The 18,890-nt window shown below is 67.8% G+C and carries 16 protein-coding genes; 14 read left to right on the top strand and 2 right to left on the bottom strand.

Going from position 1 to position 18,890, the window contains the following annotated elements:
• Nucleotides 1-30: 30 nt before the first annotated feature.
• Entirely contained in the window at nt 31-1,983 is a 1,953-nt protein-coding gene (locus ACV229_RS04560; RefSeq protein WP_448081922.1) for a bifunctional 5-dehydro-2-deoxygluconokinase/5-dehydro-2-deoxyphosphogluconate aldolase, read from the bottom strand.
• 320 nt (nt 1,984-2,303) lie between these two features.
• On the opposite strand from ACV229_RS04560, the gene ACV229_RS04555 reads away from it, so the two are divergent.
• The 14 genes from ACV229_RS04555 (at nt 2,304) to ACV229_RS04490 (ending at nt 17,889) form a co-directional block, all read left to right on the top strand.
• Nucleotides 2,304-3,230 (top strand): sugar ABC transporter substrate-binding protein, encoded by a 927-nt coding sequence (locus ACV229_RS04555; protein WP_448081921.1) that lies wholly within the window; start codon nt 2,304-2,306, stop codon nt 3,228-3,230.
• A gap of 65 nt (nt 3,231-3,295) precedes the next feature.
• Nucleotides 3,296-4,873, top strand: a complete 1,578-nt coding sequence (locus ACV229_RS04550; RefSeq protein WP_448081920.1) for a sugar ABC transporter ATP-binding protein — start codon at nt 3,296-3,298, stop codon at nt 4,871-4,873.
• A 27-nt stretch (nt 4,874-4,900) separates the two neighbouring features.
• Nucleotides 4,901-5,926: an ABC transporter permease gene (locus ACV229_RS04545; protein ID WP_448081948.1), complete on the top strand. Its 1,026-nt coding sequence runs from the start codon at nt 4,901-4,903 to the stop codon at nt 5,924-5,926.
• An 87-nt stretch (nt 5,927-6,013) separates the two neighbouring features.
• The gene (locus ACV229_RS04540; RefSeq protein ID WP_448081919.1) at nt 6,014-6,925 is read left to right on the top strand and encodes a sugar phosphate isomerase/epimerase family protein; all 912 of its coding nucleotides are present in this window, start codon (nt 6,014-6,016) and stop codon (nt 6,923-6,925) included.
• 77 nt (nt 6,926-7,002) lie between these two features.
• Entirely contained in the window at nt 7,003-8,016 is a 1,014-nt protein-coding gene (locus ACV229_RS04535) for a Gfo/Idh/MocA family protein (RefSeq protein ID WP_448081918.1), read from the top strand.
• 168 nt (nt 8,017-8,184) lie between these two features.
• A complete protein-coding gene (locus ACV229_RS04530; protein ID WP_448081917.1) occupies nt 8,185-9,111 on the top strand; it encodes a TIM barrel protein in 927 nt (308 codons plus the stop codon).
• 53 nt (nt 9,112-9,164) lie between these two features.
• Entirely contained in the window at nt 9,165-10,337 is a 1,173-nt protein-coding gene (locus ACV229_RS04525; RefSeq protein ID WP_448081916.1) for a Gfo/Idh/MocA family protein, read from the top strand.
• A gap of 304 nt (nt 10,338-10,641) precedes the next feature.
• Nucleotides 10,642-11,532: a MurR/RpiR family transcriptional regulator gene (locus ACV229_RS04520; protein ID WP_448081915.1), complete on the top strand. Its 891-nt coding sequence runs from the start codon at nt 10,642-10,644 to the stop codon at nt 11,530-11,532.
• 111 nt (nt 11,533-11,643) lie between these two features.
• Nucleotides 11,644-11,871, top strand: a complete 228-nt coding sequence (locus ACV229_RS04515) for a sulfurtransferase TusA family protein (protein ID WP_038713912.1) — start codon at nt 11,644-11,646, stop codon at nt 11,869-11,871.
• A 231-nt stretch (nt 11,872-12,102) separates the two neighbouring features.
• Nucleotides 12,103-12,501, top strand: coding sequence for a hypothetical protein (locus ACV229_RS04510; protein ID WP_448081914.1), 399 nt, complete (start codon nt 12,103-12,105; stop codon nt 12,499-12,501).
• 275 nt (nt 12,502-12,776) lie between these two features.
• The gene (locus ACV229_RS04505; protein ID WP_448081913.1) at nt 12,777-13,481 is read left to right on the top strand and encodes a response regulator transcription factor; all 705 of its coding nucleotides are present in this window, start codon (nt 12,777-12,779) and stop codon (nt 13,479-13,481) included.
• The gene (locus ACV229_RS04500; RefSeq protein WP_448081912.1) at nt 13,478-14,839 is read left to right on the top strand and encodes a FecR domain-containing protein; all 1,362 of its coding nucleotides are present in this window, start codon (nt 13,478-13,480) and stop codon (nt 14,837-14,839) included. Before ACV229_RS04505 ends, ACV229_RS04500 begins: the two co-directional genes overlap by 4 nt.
• A 10-nt stretch (nt 14,840-14,849) precedes the next feature.
• Nucleotides 14,850-17,237 (top strand): CHASE2 domain-containing protein, encoded by a 2,388-nt coding sequence (locus ACV229_RS04495; protein ID WP_448081911.1) that lies wholly within the window; start codon nt 14,850-14,852, stop codon nt 17,235-17,237.
• A gap of 37 nt (nt 17,238-17,274) precedes the next feature.
• Entirely contained in the window at nt 17,275-17,889 is a 615-nt protein-coding gene (locus ACV229_RS04490) for a DUF4136 domain-containing protein (protein WP_448081910.1), read from the top strand.
• A gap of 57 nt (nt 17,890-17,946) precedes the next feature.
• On the opposite strand, the gene galU is transcribed toward ACV229_RS04490, so the two are convergent.
• Complete coding sequence (gene galU, locus ACV229_RS04485) at nt 17,947-18,831, bottom strand: UTP--glucose-1-phosphate uridylyltransferase GalU (protein WP_448081909.1); 885 nt, start codon at nt 18,829-18,831, stop codon at nt 17,947-17,949.
• Nucleotides 18,832-18,890: the final 59 nt, after the last annotated feature.

Below are 18,890 nucleotides of genomic sequence, written 5' to 3'. Positions count from 1 at the left end.
CGATCTCGTTTGTCGTCACGCCCGGGCGGTTCAGGCCGCGGGCCGCGCGAGCGCACGGCGGCCGAGCCACGCGTCCACCAGTTGCGCGAAGTTGCCGGCCACCTCGTCGATGAACGCCTGGTCGTCGATGTCGCCCGCCAGCCACTTCAGCGACGCGTCTGCCCACAGCGTCCGTCCCACCATGAAGCCCTTGACGATCGGGTTGGTCGCGAAGCGGAAGCTGTCGACCAGGTATTGCAGCGGCTGGTTCAGCCCGAGGATCACCGCGCCGCGGCAATGCGGGTCGCGTTCGGCGACCAGCGTCTCGAGCCGGGCCCAGCCATCCGCGCTCATCGGCGCGAGCTTCCACCATTCGGGCCGCACGCCGAGGTTGTAGAAACGCGCGACCGTGCGCAGCACCGCGTCGTCCTCGGTGCCCGCCGGCGTGACCGCGCGCGGCGGGATGATTTCCAGCAGCAGTTCGTTGCCGCTCGCGCGGGTCGCTTCCCACAGTTCGAGCACGCGCTGCTCCTGCGCGACGCGCAGGTCGACCGGGTCGTCCGGGTGATAGTGCACGAGGCACTTGACCACCTGTTCCGTCGGCCAGTGGGTGAGGGCGGAGCCGACCGAGCGCGTGTCGTCGAAGCGCAGCGGCCGGGAGCCCGGCAGTTCGACCGGCCGGCCGACCCACCAGCCGCGCCCGGTCGCGGACGCGAGCGCGTCGCTGCCGTATGCGCCGCCGTCGATCAGCACGCCGACGTGGCCGCCGATGCCGCGGTCGCGCTCGACCTGCTCGGCGGCGCGCACGAGCAGCCGCTTGAGCGTCTTGATCCGCGACTCGTCGGCGCCGGCCTGCACGGCGAGATCGTAGAACTGGCTGCGGTGGTCGAACGCCATCACGCACAGGTCGTTCCAGTCGCGGCGCGCGACCGTCACGCGATGCAGGTGCGCGAGCTCGCGGTCCGCATCGACGACCGGGTTGCGGCTGCCGTCGAACCAGTGGTCGAGTTCCGCGGGCGTCGGCATCGCTGCCGAGCACGCATGACGCGACACGACGATCGCGCCGCACGCATTGGCGATGCGCGTGGAGTCGGCCCAATCGCGGCCGCGCAGCAGGCCCGACAGCAGGCCCGACAGGAACGCGTCGCCCGCGCCGAGCACGTTGAGCACTTCGACACGTTCGCCGGCATAGGTCGGCGCGTCGTCGATGCGCTCGGGAATGACGCCGTCGATCAAGCAGCAGCCGAGCGCGCCGCGCTTGACCACCAGCACCGCGTCCGTGACCCGGCGGACCGCGCGCAGCGACGCCATCAGGTCGTGCGGCACGCCGCCGGCGATCAGGAATTCCTCCTCGGTGCCGACCAGCAGGTCGAATTCGCCGAGCACCTGCTGCAGCTGCCGTGACACGTGCTCGTCCGCGACGTAGCGGTTCTCGCCGGCGCCGCGGCCGGTCAGGCCCCACAGAACCGGCCGATAGTCGATGTCGAGGATCCGCACGACGCCGTGGCGGCGCGCATAGCCGAGCGCCGTCAGCGACGCCTCGCGCGTGGCCGGGGTCGACAGGTGCGTGCCCGTGATCGCCAGCGCGCGGCAGCCGGCGATGAAGTCCTCGCGGATCTCGTCGGCGCGCACGGCCATGTCGGCGCAGTTCTCGCGCACGAACAGCAGCGGGAACGTGTCGCGGTCCTTCAGCCCGAGCAGCACCAGCGCGGTCAGGCGTTCCGGGTCGGTCTGCAGCTGGCTCGTGTCGCAGCCTTCACGCTCGAGCGTTTCGCGCACGAAGCGGCCCATCTGCTCGTCACCGACCCGCGAGATCATCGCGGTCTTCAGGCCCAGCCGCGCGACGCCGAACGCGACGTTGCCCGACGAGCCGCCCAGATACATCTGGAAGCTGCGCGCGTCTTCGAGACGGCTGCCGTACTGCTGCGCATAAAGGTCGACGGCGACCCGGCCGAGACAGGCCAGATCGATGGGGCGACCACTCGGAAAGTTCAACAGGCTCATATCACTCGTCACGCTCGCGGCCGGCGTCTGACCTTGCCGGCAGATTGAGGACAGGTCGGGCGGCTGGCCGTCGCAAGCACTGGCGCGCAATGCGACGGACAGCCACCCTCCGGGGATTCGGGGCTACGGACGAAGTCTAGTGTTTTTGGAAATCCAGTTCCCTAGGTGAAATCACGTAGAAATTTATTTCCAAAAAGTAGTCGGAGTGCTCTACAGTTTCGTCCTGAAGCTTCGGTCCGTATCGGACTCGGTCGGACTCGGCCTGGTGGTGCATCGCACCCCACTTCCCCGCCCAAGAGAATGAAGGAGACAGATTGATCATGAAAACCAAGCTGATGGCTGTCGCTGCCGCCGCGATCCTGGTCATGCCGCTCGCGCATGCCGAGAAGATCGGGGTGACCATGGCGTCCTTCGACGACACGTTCCTGACGATCCTGCGCAACAGCATCGCCGACGCGGCGAAGAAGGACGGCGCTGGCGTGCAGATCGAGGATGCCGGCAACGACGTCGGCAAGCAGCTTAGCCAGGTGCAGAACATGATCGCGCAGAAGGTCGACGCGATCATCGTGAATCCGGTCGACACCGACGCGACGCCGAAGATCACGAAGATGGTCACCGCGGCGAAGATTCCGCTCGTCTACGTGAACCGCAAGCCGGTCGATTTCGACAAGCTGCCGGCCGGCGTCGCGGTGGTCGCGTCGGACGAGAAGCAGTCGGGCACGCTGCAGGCCCGCGAGGTGTGCAAGCTGCTCGGCGGCAAGGGCGACATCCTGGTGCTGATGGGCGAGCTGTCCAACGAGTCGGCGCGCGCGCGGACCCAGGACATCCAGGACGTGATCGCATCGAAGGATTGTTCCGGCATGAAGATCGTCGACAAGCGCGAAGGCAAGTGGAGCCGCACGCAGGGCCAGGACATCACGATGAACTGGCTCAGCTCCGGCACCCGGTTCGACGCGATCGTCTCGAACAACGACGAAATGGCGATCGGCGCGATCAACGCGCTGAAGGCCGCGCGCAAGTGGACGCCGAAGACGATCGTCGCGGGCATCGACGCGACGCCCGACGGGCTCGCGTCGATGAAGAGCGGCGACCTGAAGGTGTCCGTGTTCCAGAATGCGGCAGGGCAGGGTTCGCAGGCGGTCGACGCGGCGCTCAAGCTCGCGAAGAAGCAGAACGTGGACCGCTTCGTGAACGTGCCGTTCGAGCTCGTCACGCCCGACAACATGAGCAAGTACGCGAAGCACTGACCGGCCATCCGTCGCAGCGCGGGCCGGCGGCAACGCGGCCCGCGCGCGACATTCGAGGAACGTCCATGTCCACAGCCAAGATGATGGCCCGGCCGATGTCCAGCGAGGACGCGCCGTCCGGTGCGTCCACTTCGTCCGCCTCGTCTGCCCCGATCGCTTCGGACTGCCTGCTGGAAGTCCGCGGCGTGGGCAAATCCTTTCCCGGCGTCGTCGCGCTCGACGGCGTGCAGTTCCGCGTGCGGCGCGGCACCGTTCATGCGCTGATGGGCGAGAACGGCGCCGGCAAGTCGACGCTGATGAAGATCATCGCCGGCGTCTATACGCCGGACAAGGGCGAGATCCGCCTGAATGGCGAGCCCGTCACGCTGAACGGCCCGCTCGACGCGCTCGACCGCGGCATCGCGATGATCCACCAGGAACTCAACCTGATGCCGTACATGACGGTCGCGGAGAACATCTGGATCCGCCGCGAACCGAAGAACCGCTTCGGCCTGATCGACCATGCGGCGCTGCGCCGGCAGACCGCGGCGCTGTTCGAGCGCCTGTCGATCGATGTCGATCCGGACGCCGAGGTGCGCACGCTGACGGTCGCGAGCCGCCAGATGGTCGAGATCGCGAAGGCCGTGTCGTTCGACTCGGACGTGCTGATCATGGACGAGCCGACGTCGGCGCTGACCGACAAGGAAGTCGTCCACCTGTTCCGCATCATTCGGCAACTGCGCGAGCAGGGCAAGGGCATCGTCTACATCACGCACAAGATGAACGAGCTGTTCGAGATCGCCGACGAGTTCTCGGTGTTCCGCGACGGCAAGTACATCGGCACGCATGCGTCCAGCGACGTCACGCGCGACGACATCATCCGCATGATGGTCGGGCGCGAGATCACGCAGATGTTCCCGAAGGAGGCGGTGCCGATCGGCGACGTCGTGCTGTCGGTGAAGAACCTCTGCGTCGACGGCGTGTTCCGCGACGTGAGCTTCGATTTGCGCGCGGGCGAAATTCTCGGCGTCGCGGGCCTCGTCGGCTCCGGGCGCTCGAACGTCGCGGAGGCGCTGTTCGGCGTCGTGCCGGCTACCTCCGGCGAGCTCCGCATCGACGGCAAGCCGGTACGGATCGCATCGCCCGCGCAGGCAATGAAGCTCGGGATGGCGTTCCTGACCGAGGACCGCAAGGACACGGGCTGCTTCCTGAACCTCGACCTGCTCGCGAACATGGAAGCGGCGGTGCTGAAGAACCGCTACGTGAAGCTCAACTTCGTGCAGCACGCGCAGTTGAAGCGCGACTGCGAAGCGATGAGCAGGATGCTGCGGGTGAAGACGCCCGGGCTGCACGAGGAAATCCAGAACCTGTCGGGCGGCAACCAGCAGAAGGTGCTGATCGGCCGCTGGCTGCTGACCCAGCCGCGCATCCTGATCCTCGACGAGCCGACGCGCGGCATCGACGTCGGCGCGAAGGCCGAGATCCACCGCCTCGTGAGCGCGCTGGCCGGCAAGGGCGTCGCGGTGCTGATGATCTCGTCGGAAATGCCGGAAGTGCTCGGCATGAGCGACCGGATCATGGTCATGCACGAAGGGCGGATGACCGGCATCGTCGAGCGCAAGGATGCCGACCAGGTGCGCATCATGGACCTGGCGTCGCAGTGAGCCGAATCAAGCATGGAGACAACTGAAATGGGCAACCTCAATTCGATCGCGGACGCACAGTCCATGACAGCCAAGACGCGGCGCGCCAAGTGGCCGCCTGAACTCAGCATCTTCCTCGTGCTGGTGGGCATCAGCCTGTTCTTCGAGGTGGCGGGCTGGATCATCGTCGGCCAGAGCTTCCTCTTCAACGCGGAACGGCTCGAGATCATCATCCTGCAGATGGCCGTGATCGGCATCATCGCGGTGGGCGTGAACCTCGTCATCATCACGAGCGGCATCGACCTGTCGTCCGGGTCGGTGGTCGCGGCGGCAGCGGTGGTGTCCGCGAGCCTCGCGCAGGTATCCGACTTCCCGCGCGCCGTGTTCCCGCACCTGACGGACCTGCCGGTGATCTGGCCGATCCTCGCCGGCGTGTGCGTCGGCCTGCTGGTCGGGCTGCTCAACGGTTCGCTGATCGCGTTCACGGGAATCCCGCCGTTCATCGCGACGCTCGGCACGATGGTGGCCGCGCGCGGCTTCGCGAAATGGTTCACCAACGGGATGCCGGTGTCGATGCTGACCGACCCGTTCGCGGCGATCGGCGCAGGCGCGAACCCCGTGATCATCTTCATCGTGATTGCGGCGATCTTCCACGTCGTGCTGCGCTACACGCGGTTCGGCAAGTACACGTACGCGATCGGCGCGAACCGCCAGGCGGCGGTCGTGTCGGGCATCAACGTGACCCGTCACCTGGTGTTCGTGTACGCGATCGCGGGCCTCTTGAGCGGCATCGCGGGCACCGTGACGGCGGCGCGCGCGATTTCCGGCCAGTCGGGAATGGGCGTGATGTACGAGCTCGACGCGATCGCGGCCGTCGTGATCGGCGGCACGTCGCTGTCGGGCGGCCTCGGGCGCGTGACGGGCACCGTGATCGGCGTGCTGATCCTCGGCGTGATGACGTCGGGCTTCACGTTCATCCGCATCGACGCGTATTACCAGGAGATGGTCAAGGGCGCGATCATCGTCGCGGCCGTGATCGCCGACCAATATCGCAACAAGAAGTCGCGCCGCTGACCCGAAATCAACATCGAACGGACGGCACGGCCGAACGAGGCCGGCCGCCGGTCAATCGAATCACTTGAGTCACTTCAAGGAAACGCCATGAAGATTGCTCTGGATCCCTACATGATCCGACACGTGCCGATCGACCAGCTGCCGCGCGCGGTGGCCGAGCTCGGCTACGACCAGATCGAGCTGTCGCCGCGCAGCGACTTCCTCGACTGGTGGGTGATGCCCCGCGCGACGCGCGAACGCATGACGGCGTTCAAGCACGCGCTGCGCGCGAGCGGCGTCGGTCTCGCGTCGCTGCAGCCGATGTACCGCTGGGCGAGCCCGTTCGACGACGAACGGCAATGGGCCGTGCGCTGCTGGAAGAAGGCGATCGAGGTCGCCGTCGAGATGGAATGCCGGCTGATGGTGTCCGAGTTCGGCCGCGGCGCGTCGCCGGAGCGCTCGGTCGGCGAGCGGCCGGGCGCGAACCCGAAGGAGATGTGCGAAGCCGCGTGGTTCCGCTCGATGGACGAGCTGCTGCCGATCCTCGAGCGCGAAGGCATCACGCTGTCGGTCGAGCCGCACCCCGAGGACTGGATCGAGCAGCTCCAGCCGGCCGTCGACATCGTCACGAACATCGGTTCGTCCGCGCTGAAGGTTTCGTATATCGCGCCGCATACGTTCTATTACGGCGACGACATGGCCGCGATGATCCGCGAGGCCGCGCCGGTGCTCGCGCACGTGCGCGTCGCCGATACGTTCGACCACAAGAAGAGCAGCCAGCTCCGCTACATCGTCAATCCGCCGGGCTCGAACCAGATCCGCGTGCACCAGCATCTGGACATCGGGCAGGGCGAGATCGACTGGGACGTGTTCTTCCGCACGCTCGGCGAGGCCGGCTTCGACGGCGTGATGTCGTCGTGCGTGTTCGCGTGGGAAGAGCGCGCGGAAGCGTCGTCACGCTTCATGCGCGAGGAAATGCAGCGTTACGTCGACCGGTACTTCCGTGCCGCGGCGCGCTGAAATCGCCGGCGCGGTCCTGCCGGCGGCAAGCATCGACGGCCCGCGCGACGCGCGGGTCTGACAACGTGGAGACAAACATGACTTTGCAAATCGGCGTGATCGGCTGCGGCGCGATCGGCCAGGATCACATCCGCAGGCTGACCCGCACGCTGTCGGGCGCGAAGGTGGTCGCGGTAACCGACATCGACCCGCGGCACGCGCACGACGCGGTGACGAAATACGGGCTGTCGGCCGAGGTGTACGGCGACGGGCACCAGGTGATCGATGCGGCGGACGTGCAGGCGGTGCTGGTCACGTCGTGGGGTCCGACGCACGAGGCGTTCGTGCTGAAGGCGATCGCGCGCGGCAAGCCGGTGTTCTGCGAGAAACCGCTCGCGACCACGGCCGAAGGCTGCCTGCGGATCGTCGAGGCCGAACGGGCGCACGGCCGCCGGCTCGTGCAGGTCGGTTTCATGCGCCCGTACGACGAAGGCTACCGGGCGCTGAAGCAGGTGATCGCGAGCGGTACGATCGGCGCGCCGCTGATGCTGCATTGCGCGCATCGCAACCAGTCGGTCGGCGACCGCTACACGACGGACATGGCGATCACCGATACGCTGATCCACGAGCTCGACGTGCTGCGCTGGCTGCTCGACGACGACTACGTGAGCGCGCAGGTCGTGTATCCGAAGAAGACCCGCCACGCATCGGCCCATCTCGCCGATCCGCAGATCGTGCTGCTGGAAACGGCGGCTGGCGTGCGCATCGACGTGGAGATCTTCGTCAACTGCCAGTATGGCTACGACATCCAGTGCGAAGTGGTGGGCGAGGACGGCATCGCGAAGCTGCCCGATCCGCCCGCGGTCTCGATGAAGCACGCGGCCCGGCATGCGACGGCGATCATGACCGACTGGAAGGAGCGCTTCATCGCGTCCTACGACGTCGAGCTGCAGGCGTTCATCGACGGCGTGCGGCAGGGGGTGCTGACGGGGCCGACCGCATGGGACGGCTATGCAGCCGCGGTGGCCGCGGACGCATGCGTGCGTGCGCAGCAAAGCGGCGCGGTGGAGCGCATCGCGATGGCGGCGCGTCCGGCGTTCTATCAGGCGTGACGGCGGAACGGACATGAAACGACCCCCACGATCACTTTGTTCGCTGCCCCCCGAGGGGGCGGTCAGCCGTCCACGGCCGGCTTTGCAAAGCCGGCCGGCTACGCAGGCGCAGAGCGGTGCTCTGCGAATTCCCTGCTACGCCCTTGGGGCGGCCCGGCGGAGACTGACATGACAATGAAAATTGGTTGCGCGCCGTGCTGCTGGGGCGTCGACGACGTGAACAACCCGCATCTGCCGTCGTGGCGGCACGTGCTGTCCGAGGCATCCGAAGCCGGGTACTCGGGCATCGAGCTCGGCCCGTACGGCTACATCCCGCTGGAGCCGGACGTCGTCCGCGCGGAGCTGGACCTGCGCCGCCTGAGCATCACGGCCGGCACGATCTTCGACGATCTCGTGTCGCCGGAGAACCTGCCGAGCCTGTTGCGCCAGACGCGCGAGATCTGCGCGCTGATCAAGCAGTTGCCGCAACAGCCGACCCAGGACGGGCAGCGCTACGCGGCGCCGTACCTCGTCGTGATGGACTGGGGACACCCGGAGCGCGATTACGCGGCCGGCCATTCCGAGCGCGCGCCGCGCCTGTCGGCCGAACGCTGGGCGGGCATGGTCGCGCATATCCGCCAGATCGCCGAGATCGCGCGCGACGAGTTCGGCGTGCGCGCGGTCATCCATCCGCACGCGGGCGGCCATATCGAATTCGCGGACGAAATCGACCGGATCGTGGCCGACATTCCGGCCGAGACGGCCGGCCTGTGTCTCGACACCGGCCATCTCTACTACTCGGGCATGGATCCGGAAACGTGGCTGCGCCGGCATGCCGAACGTCTCGACTACGTCCATTTCAAGGACATCGACGCGACGACCTACGACGCGGTGATGGGCGAGCACATCGCGTTCTTCGCCGCGTGCGCGCGCGGCGTGATGTGCCCGATCGGCAAGGGCGTGCTCGACTACCCGGCCATCAAGCGCACGCTCGACGACATCGGCTACGCGGGCTACATCACGATCGAGCAGGAGCGCGATCCGCGCAACGCAGGCACCAGCCTGCGCGACGTCGCGGCGAGCCGCGCCTTCCTCGCGTCGGCGGGATTCGCCTGAACAGGCCTGATCAAATCACAAGGATCGCAAGGATCACAAGGAACGCAATCATCATGATCGACGGACAGATTTTGCTTGGACACTCGATTCCCTGGGGCATGGTCGGCGGCGGTCTGGGCAGCCAGATCGGCTACAGCCACCGCTCGGCCGCATTGCGCGACGGCAGCTTCCAGCTCGTCGCCGGCGCGTTCGACATCGATCCGGCGCGCGGCCGCCAGTTCGGCGTGAAGCTCGGCGTGGCCGCCGAGCGCTGCTATGCGGACTACCGGACGATGTTCGAGGTCGAGGCGAGCCGCCCGGACGGCATCCGCGCGGTGTCGATCGCGACGCCGAACAATACGCATTTCGAAATTTGCCGGGCCGCGCTGAACGCGGGGCTGCACGTGGTCTGCGAGAAGCCGCTGTGCTTCACGACCGCCGAGGCGGAGGAGCTGCAGCGCCTGGCGGCCGAGAAGAACAAGATCGTCGGCGTCGCGTACGGCTATTCGGGACACCAGATGATCGAGCAGGCGCGCGAGATGATCGCGCGCGGCGATCTCGGCGAGATCCGCATCGTGCAGATGCAGTTTGCGCACGGCTTCCACAGCGAGGGCGTCGAGGCCGCGAGCCCGGCCGCCCGCTGGCGCGTGGATCCGAAATTCGCGGGCCCGAGCTACGTGCTCGGCGATATCGGCACGCACCCGCTGTACATCTCCGAAGTAATGGTGCCGGACCTGAAGATCAAGCGGCTGATGTGCTCGCGGCAGAGCTTCGTGAAGAGTCGCGCGCCGCTCGAGGACAACGCGTTCACGATCATGGAGTACGACAGCGGCGCGATCGGCTACGTGTGGTCGAGCGCGGTAAACGCGGGCTCGATGCACGGCCAGAAAGTGCGCGTGATCGGCTCGAAGGCGAGCGTCGAATGGTGGGACGAGCATCCGAACCAGTTGCGCTATGAAGTCCAGGGGCAGCCTGCGCAGGTTCTCGATCGCGGGATGGGCTACCTGCATCCGCATGCGCTGCGCGACGACCGGATCGGCGCGGGGCACCCGGAAGGCCTGTTCGAAGCGTGGTCGAACCTGTACTCGCGGTTCGCGCTCGCGATGGACGCGACCGACCGGCGCGACGAGCAGACGCTGAAGGGGATCCGCTATCCGGACGTCCATGCGGGCGTCGAAGGGGTGCGCTGGGTCGAGAACTGCGTGCGCTCCGCGGACGGCGGCGGCGTCTGGGTCGACTATCGCTGAGCGCGAGCATCGCGTGCCGGCGCGACGGTTGCGTATCCTGACGTATGACGACTGGTCGCGCCGCGACCGATGTGCATTGGTAGACGCCCTAATATTGTCGGCGCAGGACGGCCGTTGGAAAATATTTTCCAATCGTGTCGTGCCGCGCTGGCAACGGTGAAACGGTGATCGAGCGCGTGGACGCGGCGACGTTGTCTGCGCAACGGGTTTAGAATCGCCCACCACGCATGTGTCCAGGTGAGCCCCGGGCCGGATCCTCCGCCGCAGGAGGCGAGTGCCGGGACTGTCAACTTCGTGCCATCCGATGAGTCCATCCCAGAAACCTCCCGCCACCGTCGAGCAGTTCCTGCAGCGTCTGACGCAGGAGTACGACGGGCTGAGCAATCGCCTCAAGGTGATCGCCCGTCACGTCGAGACGCAGCGGGACCAGCTTGGCCTCGAAGGCATCCAGTCGCTCGCCGAGCAGTGCGGCGTGCAGCCGTCCGCGGTGGTGCGCTTCGCGAAGCATTTCGGCTTCTCGGGTTTTTCCGAGATGCAGCGGCTGTTCCGCGACGGGCTTGCGCAGCAGATCGCGCCGGGTCGCGCGTACAACCTGCGCCTGCGCGACGTGATCGAATCGGGCTCGGCGAGCCTGCAGCCCGAGCAGATCGTCGACGAGTTCATCAAGGGCAGCATTGCCGGCATGCAGCAGCTGCGCCAGACGCTGGATCCGCAAGCGTTCGCGCAGGCCGTCGACATGCTCGCCGATACCCAGGCGATCTGGATCGCCGGCTCCCGGCGCGCGTTTCCGATCGCCGTGTACCTGGACTACGCGCTGCAGCACACCGACAAGCGCGTCGGCCTGTTCAGCGCGCTGGGCAGCATGCAGCTCGGGCAGATCCGCTCGGTGCGGGCCGGCGACGTGCTGATCGCGATTTCGTTCATGCCGTATGCGGAAGAGACGGTGCAGGTCGCGCAGCAGGCCGCGCAGCGCGGCGCGCGCGTGATCGCGATCACCGACAGCCGCATGAGCCCGCTCGCGCGCGACGCCGAAGCGACGCTGCTCGTGCAGGACAGCGCGACATTCGGTTTTCGCGCGCTGACGGCGACGATGGGCCTCGCGCAGAGCCTGTTCGTCGCGCTGGCCTATCGGCTCGAGCTGTCCTATCTGCCGACGACGCCCGACGGCTCGCGCGATACCAAGGCGACGACCTGACGGTTCGCGCCGGCCGGGGTCCGGCAGGCGCGGCAGACGCGGCGGGGCTGCGGTAAAATTGCCGTTTCCTCCAGCGCCGCATGCGGCGCGTCTTTCGAAGGTCGACAGCCGATGCAGATTCACAAGGAAGTGGACGCGCGCGGGCTCAATTGCCCGCTGCCGATTCTGCGCGCGAAGAAAGCGCTTGCGGACATGGAAAGCGGGCAGATTCTGAAGGTGCTCGCGACCGATCCCGGCTCGCAGCGCGATTTCGCCGCATTCGCGAAACAGACGGGCAACGAGATCGTCGAATCGTCGACGCAGGACAAGACCTTCGTGTTCCTGATGCGCCGCCGCTGACGGCGGTCGCGTTGCGCCGTGTCCCGCGGCGCACCCCGGCGCGTGCGTCGCCCGGTTCCGTGCCGCCGCGCCTCGGATTTCTGACAATCCTTAAACCTCGCTTCGCCGCCGGCTGCGTATACTGACCCGGCCGGTCGTCCGCGCTCGACGCACGCGCCGGCCACGGTACGTCGATTCGAGGCGGGCACGGGGGCCCTGCCTGACGCTGCCGTCGTACAACGGGGAAAGGACATGTCCTTCAGACCAGGGACCATTCGCAGTCCGTCCGCAGCGAATCGCACCGCGCATGCACGCGCATCGGGGTCGAGCCCGGGGTTGAGCCGTGTCGAGCTCGACCCGCAACGGGATCGTCACGCGCGCGCCGCGCTGGAAGCCTATGCTGATTCTGCCGCGGCGGACATGCCGTGGCTCGCCGAATGGCTGCGCGAAGCCGCACCGGACGGGGAGCCGGGCCTCACGCATTGCGGGGCCACCGTCGAACGCGTGTTCGACCTGGCCCATGCGTGGGCGGCGAGTCAGCCCGACTACGCCGCTGCTGCGTGGGAACGGGTGCGCGGCCAGCTGCAGCGGGTGCTGCGGCAACCCGCGCCGGCCGGCGATCTGCACGCGTGGGCCGAGCCCGCCGAATAGGCGTGCCGGCAGCGCTGCAAGAAGGATTATTCGAAGAAAGGACCGTAGTCCGCGCAAATCCTTGGCGAATTTCATACTACTATGGTGAAATCGCCGGTTCGTCCGTGCCCCGTTTTTGAGATATATGCCGGGACCGTCCGCATGCGCGTCGCGCTTGCGGGTGTAGACGCAGGTTGCCGGCCGGCAGTACCGATGCAGGTGCGTGTGTCGTGCAAGGTGCACGGCGGTGTGCGAGCGGCTGAACTGGACGACTGGATTTCGTTTTGCGGGGTGCTATGAGAATTGCTGTACTGGATGACGATCCGGCCCAGACGGACTTCGTCAGTCAAACGCTGACGGCCGCGGGCCATACGTGCTACGCCTTCAAGGAAGGCAAGGCGCTGAAGAAGCGTTTGCAACGCGAAACGTTCGATCTGCTCGTGCTCGACTGGAACGTGCCCGACATGTCCGGCGAGGAAGTGCTGAAGTGGGTGCGCGCGAATCAGACCGAGCACAGCCTGCCGATCATCTTCATGACGAGCCGCGACGACGAAGCGGGGATCACGCAGATCCTCAACGCCGGCGCGGACGACTACGTCGTCAAGCCTGTGTCGGGCCCGATCCTGCGCGCGCGCATCGGCTCGCTGCTGCGCCGCGCGTATCCGGTCAATGCCGAGGCGACGGTGCGCGAATTCGACCAGTTCCGCTTCGACGTCAACCTGAAGCAGGCGTACGTCGGCGACAAGCCGGTGAGCCTCACGCAGAAGGAATTCGAGCTCGCGCTGCTGCTGTTCCAGCATCTCGACCGGCCGCTGTCGCGCGCGCACATTCTCGATCTCGTGTGGAAGCAGGCCACCGACATTCCATCGCGCACGATGGATACGCACATCTCGATGCTGCGCACGAAGCTCGGCCTGCGGCCGGAGAACGGCTATCGACTCGCGCCGATCTACGGCTACGGCTACCGGCTCGAACGGGTCGGCCAGGGAGAACCGGAGTGACCATGTCGATCACGCAACGCGGATGGCGCGCGGCGGGGCTGCGGGCGGCGTGCGTGCTCGCCGCCGCGTTCGCGGTCCTGCAGGCGGTCGCGGCGCCGCCGGCCGGCGCCGCCGCGGGCAAGACGGTCACCTACCTGACGCGCGGGGGCGACACGCTGTACGACGTCGCCGCGCGCTACCTGCAGGGGCCGGACGACTGGCAGATTCTCCAGCAGCTGAACGGCGTGCCGGCGCCGAAGCGCCTGCAGCCGGGCGTCGCGCTGAAGCTCCCGGTCGCGCGGCTGCGCAAGGAGCGGCTGAGCGCGCGCGTGGTGGCCGTGCAGGGGCCGGCCGAGCGCGCATCGGGCGACGCTTTCGTGCCGCTTGCGGCCGATGCGACGCTGACCGAAGGCGACCGTGTGCGCACCGGCGCGAACGGTTTCGTCACGCTCGAGCTGGCCGACGGCACGCACATGAGCCTGCCGCCCGACAGCCAGCTCGACCTGAAGACGTTGCGCCGCACCGTGCTGACGGGCACGCTCGACCGCGAGTTCGAGCTGTCGCGCGGCTCGGTCGAAAGCGAGGTCACTCATCTGAAGAAACGCGACGACCGCTTCCAGATCCGCTCGCCGTCGGTCGTGGCCGGCGTGCGCGGCACGCGCTTCCGCGTCAACTACGATACGGCCGGCAACGCGACGACGCGTGTCGAGGTGCTCGACGGCGCGGTGGGCGTCGCGGGCAACCGGCGTCCGGCGGATACGACGCTCGTGCATGCGAACTACGGCAGCGTCGCGACGTCGTCCGGCTCGGTCGGCGCGCCCGTCCAGCTGTTGCCGCCGCCGGCGCTCGAGCATCCCGACGCGGTGCAGGACGAGCCGGACGTCGCGTTCGATCTCGCGCCGCTTCCGCGCGCGCTTGCGTACCGCGTGCAGCTCGCGCACGACGCCGGGCTGCTCGACCTGTTCAGCGAGGCGCGCATCGACACGCCGCACGCGGTGTTCCACGGCGTGCCGAACGGCAACTATTTCGTGCGGATCGCCGCGATCGACGACAACGGCCTCCAGGGCTTGCCGCGTACCTACGCGTTCGAACGGCGCCAGATGGGTCTCGATGCGAGCGCCGGTCCCGGCGAGGGCGGCTACGTGTTCCGCTGGTCGCCGAACGGCGCGGGCGCGAGCGCGCGCTACCGGTTCGTGCTGTCGAAGTCGAAGGACCTGAGCGCCCCGGTCGTCGACCAGGTCGGCCTGCAGGCGCACACGATCACGGTCGCGCATCTGCCGCCCGGCGATTATTTCTGGGCGGTGACCGTCGAGGAATTCGACGGCGGCAAGTTCTACGAGAAGACGAGTCCGGTCAGCGCGTTCACGCTGTCGCGCTGACACGCGGCGCATGAAACCCGAATCCGTGTCCCCGCGGCGGCGGCTTGGCCGCCGCTTCCTGATCGAATGGATCGCGATCGGCTGTCTCGGGGTCGCGGTGATCCTGTCGAGCGCGCTCGGCCGCGTGGCGGCGAGCGTCGACGGGCTGATCTACGATCGGCTCCTGATGCTGCGCAGCCTGCCGCTGTCGCCCGACATCGTCGTCGTCGACATCGACAACCCGAGCGTCCAGGCGCTCGGCCGCTGGCCGTGGCCGCGCAGCGTGCATGCGCGGCTGCTCGACACGCTCGCGCGTGCCCAGCCGGCCGCCGTCGTCTACGACGTGCTGTTCACGGAGCCGTCGCCGGACGACCGCACCTTCGCGGACGGGCTCGGCCGCGTGCCGACCTTCCTGCCGATCCTGCTGAGCCCGGAGCGTCCGGACGGCACGCGCAGCGTCGATCCGCCGGTGCCCGCGCTCGCTGCGCGTGCGGCGGGCCTCGGCCACATCAATCTCGAAGTCGACCCGGACGGCATCGTGCGCAGCGTCTCGCTGTTCGAAAGCGACGGCCGCGTGCGCTGGCCGCAGCTGACGGTGCCCGTGTTCGAATCGATCGCGGCCGGCAAGCTGCATCCGGCGGGCGGCGCACCGGACGCGCGCACGCACGACCTCGCGCGCGACGCGAGCGGCGAGGGCCGCTACCTGATCCCGTTCAACCGCAATACGCCGGCCTATCCGACGCTGTCGTTCGACGACGTGCTCGAAGGGCACGTGAAGCCGGACGCGCTGCGCGGCAAGATCGTCGTCGTCGGCGTGACGGCGTCGGGCCTGTACGACCGGTTCGCGACCCCCGTTTCCGGCGACTTCGGCCCGCTCGCGGGGGTCTACATCCACGCGAGCGTGCTCGACATGCTGATGACCGGCCGCGCGATTTCGCCGGTGTCGCGCGCGGGGCTGTTTGCCGTGTCGCTGCTGCCGCTTGCGGTGCTGCTTGCGGGCTTCCTGATGCTGTCGCCGTGGCGCGCGCTGCTGCTGACGCTGAGTCTCGCGGGGTTGTCCGTGATCGCGAGCGCGGCGCTGCTGTACGAAGCGCGGCTGTGGCTGTCGCCCGCGCCCGCGATCTTCGGGCTGATCGCCGTGTATCCGATCTGGAACTGGCGCCGGCTCGAGATGACGATGTCGTACCTGCGCCGCGAACTGCAGCGGCTCGCGGACGAGCCGCACCTGCTGCCGGAGGCGCCGGGCACGCGCAGCGTCGGCGGCGACGTGCTCGAACGGCAGATGGCGCTGATGGCGCAGGCGGCGCAGCGCGTGCAGGACATGAAGCGCTTCGTGTGGGACAGCCTCGACAGCATGCCCGAGCCGATCTTCGTCACCGACCTCGCCGGCACCGTGCTGATCGCGAACCACGCGGCGAAACGGTATGGGTCGCGGCTCGCGCTGTCGCTGCCGGAAGGGCGCCCGCTGCGCAGCGCGCTCGGCGAGCTGACGTTCGTCAAGACCGTCGAAGGCAATGCCGAGCACGACGCGGAGATCCGCCAGCACTGGCCGGCCGCGCTCGACCCGACGCTCGAGGCGGAAAACGACGCGATGGCGCGCGGCATCGAGGTGCGCGATCGCGACGGCCTCGATCATCTGCTACGCTACGCGCCGTGTACGAACGCGCAGGGCCACGTGACGGGCTGGATCGCCGGCCTCGTCGACGTGACCGAACTGCATGCGGCCGAACGCCAGCGCGAGGAGGCGCTGCACCTGCTGTCGCACGACATGCGTTCGCCGCAGTCGTCGATACTCGCGCTCGTCGAAATCGAGCGGCAGCGCGTCGAATCCGATGCGATGCGCGGGCTGCTCGCGCGCATCGAGCGCTATGCGCACCGCGCGCTGTCGCTTGCCGACGAGTTCGTGCAGCTCGCGCGGGCGGAATCGCAGGCGTACCAGCTCGAGGCGACGAGTTTTGTCGACGTGCTGATCGACGCGTGCGACGAGGTATGGCCGCAGGCGCAGGCGAAGCGCATCCGCATCGATACCGACGTCGGTGCCGAAATGAGCTGGGTGCGCGCGGACCGTTCGCTGATCACGCGCGCGTTCGTGAACCTGCTGAACAACGCGGTCAAGTACAGTCCGGCCGATACGGTGATCTCGTGTACGCTCGCGGTCGAGCACGCGTCGAAGCGGATGTTCTGTACGATTCGCGATCAGGGGTACGGCATTTCGCCGGAAGATCAGCGGCATCTGTTTGAGCGTTTCAAGCGGTTCCATGCCGGCGAGCGGCCCGAGATTTCCGGGTCGGGGCTCGGCATGGCATTCGTGAAGACGGTCGTCACGCGCCACGGCGGCAGCGTGTCGGTCGACAGCGAAGTGGGCGTCGGCACCGTGGTGACGGTGGCGCTGCCCGCGATCGACGAGCCGCCGGCCTGACAGGGCCGGGTGCGGCGGCAAGCATTTGGGGAAAGTCATGAAAATCGAATGGACGGCGGCCGTGCTCGCGGCGGCGCTGTTGACGGGCTGCGCCGGCATGACGGCCGGCGTGAGCGCGGTCGGGCAGCCGGACGTGTTCGCGTCGGGCGCGCCCGGCTACGGGTTTGTGCGCTCCGATGCGCAGGCGGACGATGCGGAATACCGGCAGATCGAGACGCTCGTGCACGACGAGCTCGCGCACCGCGGGTTCGACGCGCAGCCGCTCAAGGATGCACGCTACCGGCTGTCGATCGCCTATGCGACGCAGGCTGCCGCGATCGCGGCGACGGCCGAGCAGTGTGGCGGCGCGAGCAGCGCGTGCGTCGCGGTCGACGGGCCGGCGCCGTTCGGGCTGCCGTTCGCCGGCAAGGTCTATCGCCACGTGCTGACGCTGCGTTTCGTCGACGCGAAGTCGGGCGCGGATGTCTACCGCGTGTCGGCGGCGCTGCGCGACCGCGAGCCGGGTACGCAGCAGGCGGCGCCGGCGCTCGTGAAGAGCGCGCTCGCGAAGCTGCCGTTCGAGACGGGCGAGGGCTGGCTCGTGAAGACGAAAAAAGACGGCGCGGGCGGGATGCCGGGCGTCGTCTCGGTGAAGCCGGCCGCCGCGCACTGAGCGAGGCGGCGCTGCCGGGGCCCGCGGTGCCGCGGGCCCCGGCAGTCGCTATCGCAATCAGGCAGCGGGCGTGTCGCCGCCGCGCGTACGCAGGTATTCCTCGAATTCCGTCGCGACTTCGGGGTGGCGCAGCGCGAATTCGACGGTGGCCTTCAGGTAGCCGAGCTTGCTGCCGCAGTCGTAGCGCGTGCCCTGGTACTTGTAGGCCAGCACCTGCTCGTCGGCGAGCAGCGCCTGGATCGCGTCCGTCAGCTGCAGTTCGCCGCCCGCGCCCGGCTTCAGCGCGCGCAGGTGCTCGAAGATCCGCGGCTTCAGCACGTAGCGGCCGACCACGCCGAGGTTCGACGGCGCGACTTCGGGCGCCGGCTTCTCGACGATCGCCGACATCTTGATGATCGACTCTTCCCACTCCTTGCCGTCGACGATGCCGTACGACTTCGTGTCCGACGGCGGGATCTCTTCGACGCCGATCACCGAGCTGTGATAGTGGTCGAACACGTCGACCATCTGCTTCATCACGGGCGGGGTGCCGTCCAGCAGGTCGTCCGCGAGAATCACCGCGAACGGGTTGTCCGCGACGAGTTTCTCCGCGCACAGCACCGCGTGGCCGAGGCCGAGCGCTTCCGGCTGGCGCACGTAGAAGCAGTCGACGTGACTCGGCTTGATGCTGCGCACCAGCTCGAGCAGCTTTTCCTTGCCGCGTGCCTCGAGCTCTGCCTCGATCTCGTATGACTTGTCGAAATGGTCCTCGATCGCGCGCTTGCTACGCCCGGTGACGAAGATCATTTCCGTGATGCCCGCGGCGATCGCTTCCTCGACTGCATACTGGATCAGAGGCTTGTCGACAACGGGCAGCATTTCCTTCGGGCTGGCCTTCGTCGCGGGCAGGAAGCGCGTGCCGAGGCCTGCAACCGGGAAGACTGCCTTGGTGACTTTCAACATGATCGAACCTTTGCTCCTCTAATCGACTCGTCTATCGGGACTATGGTCATTCGCGCATT

This window comes from Burkholderia sp. MR1-5-21, assembly GCF_053427715.1.
Note: the sequence above shows the minus strand (reverse complement) of the source record. Positions and strands in the feature narration are given on the sequence as shown.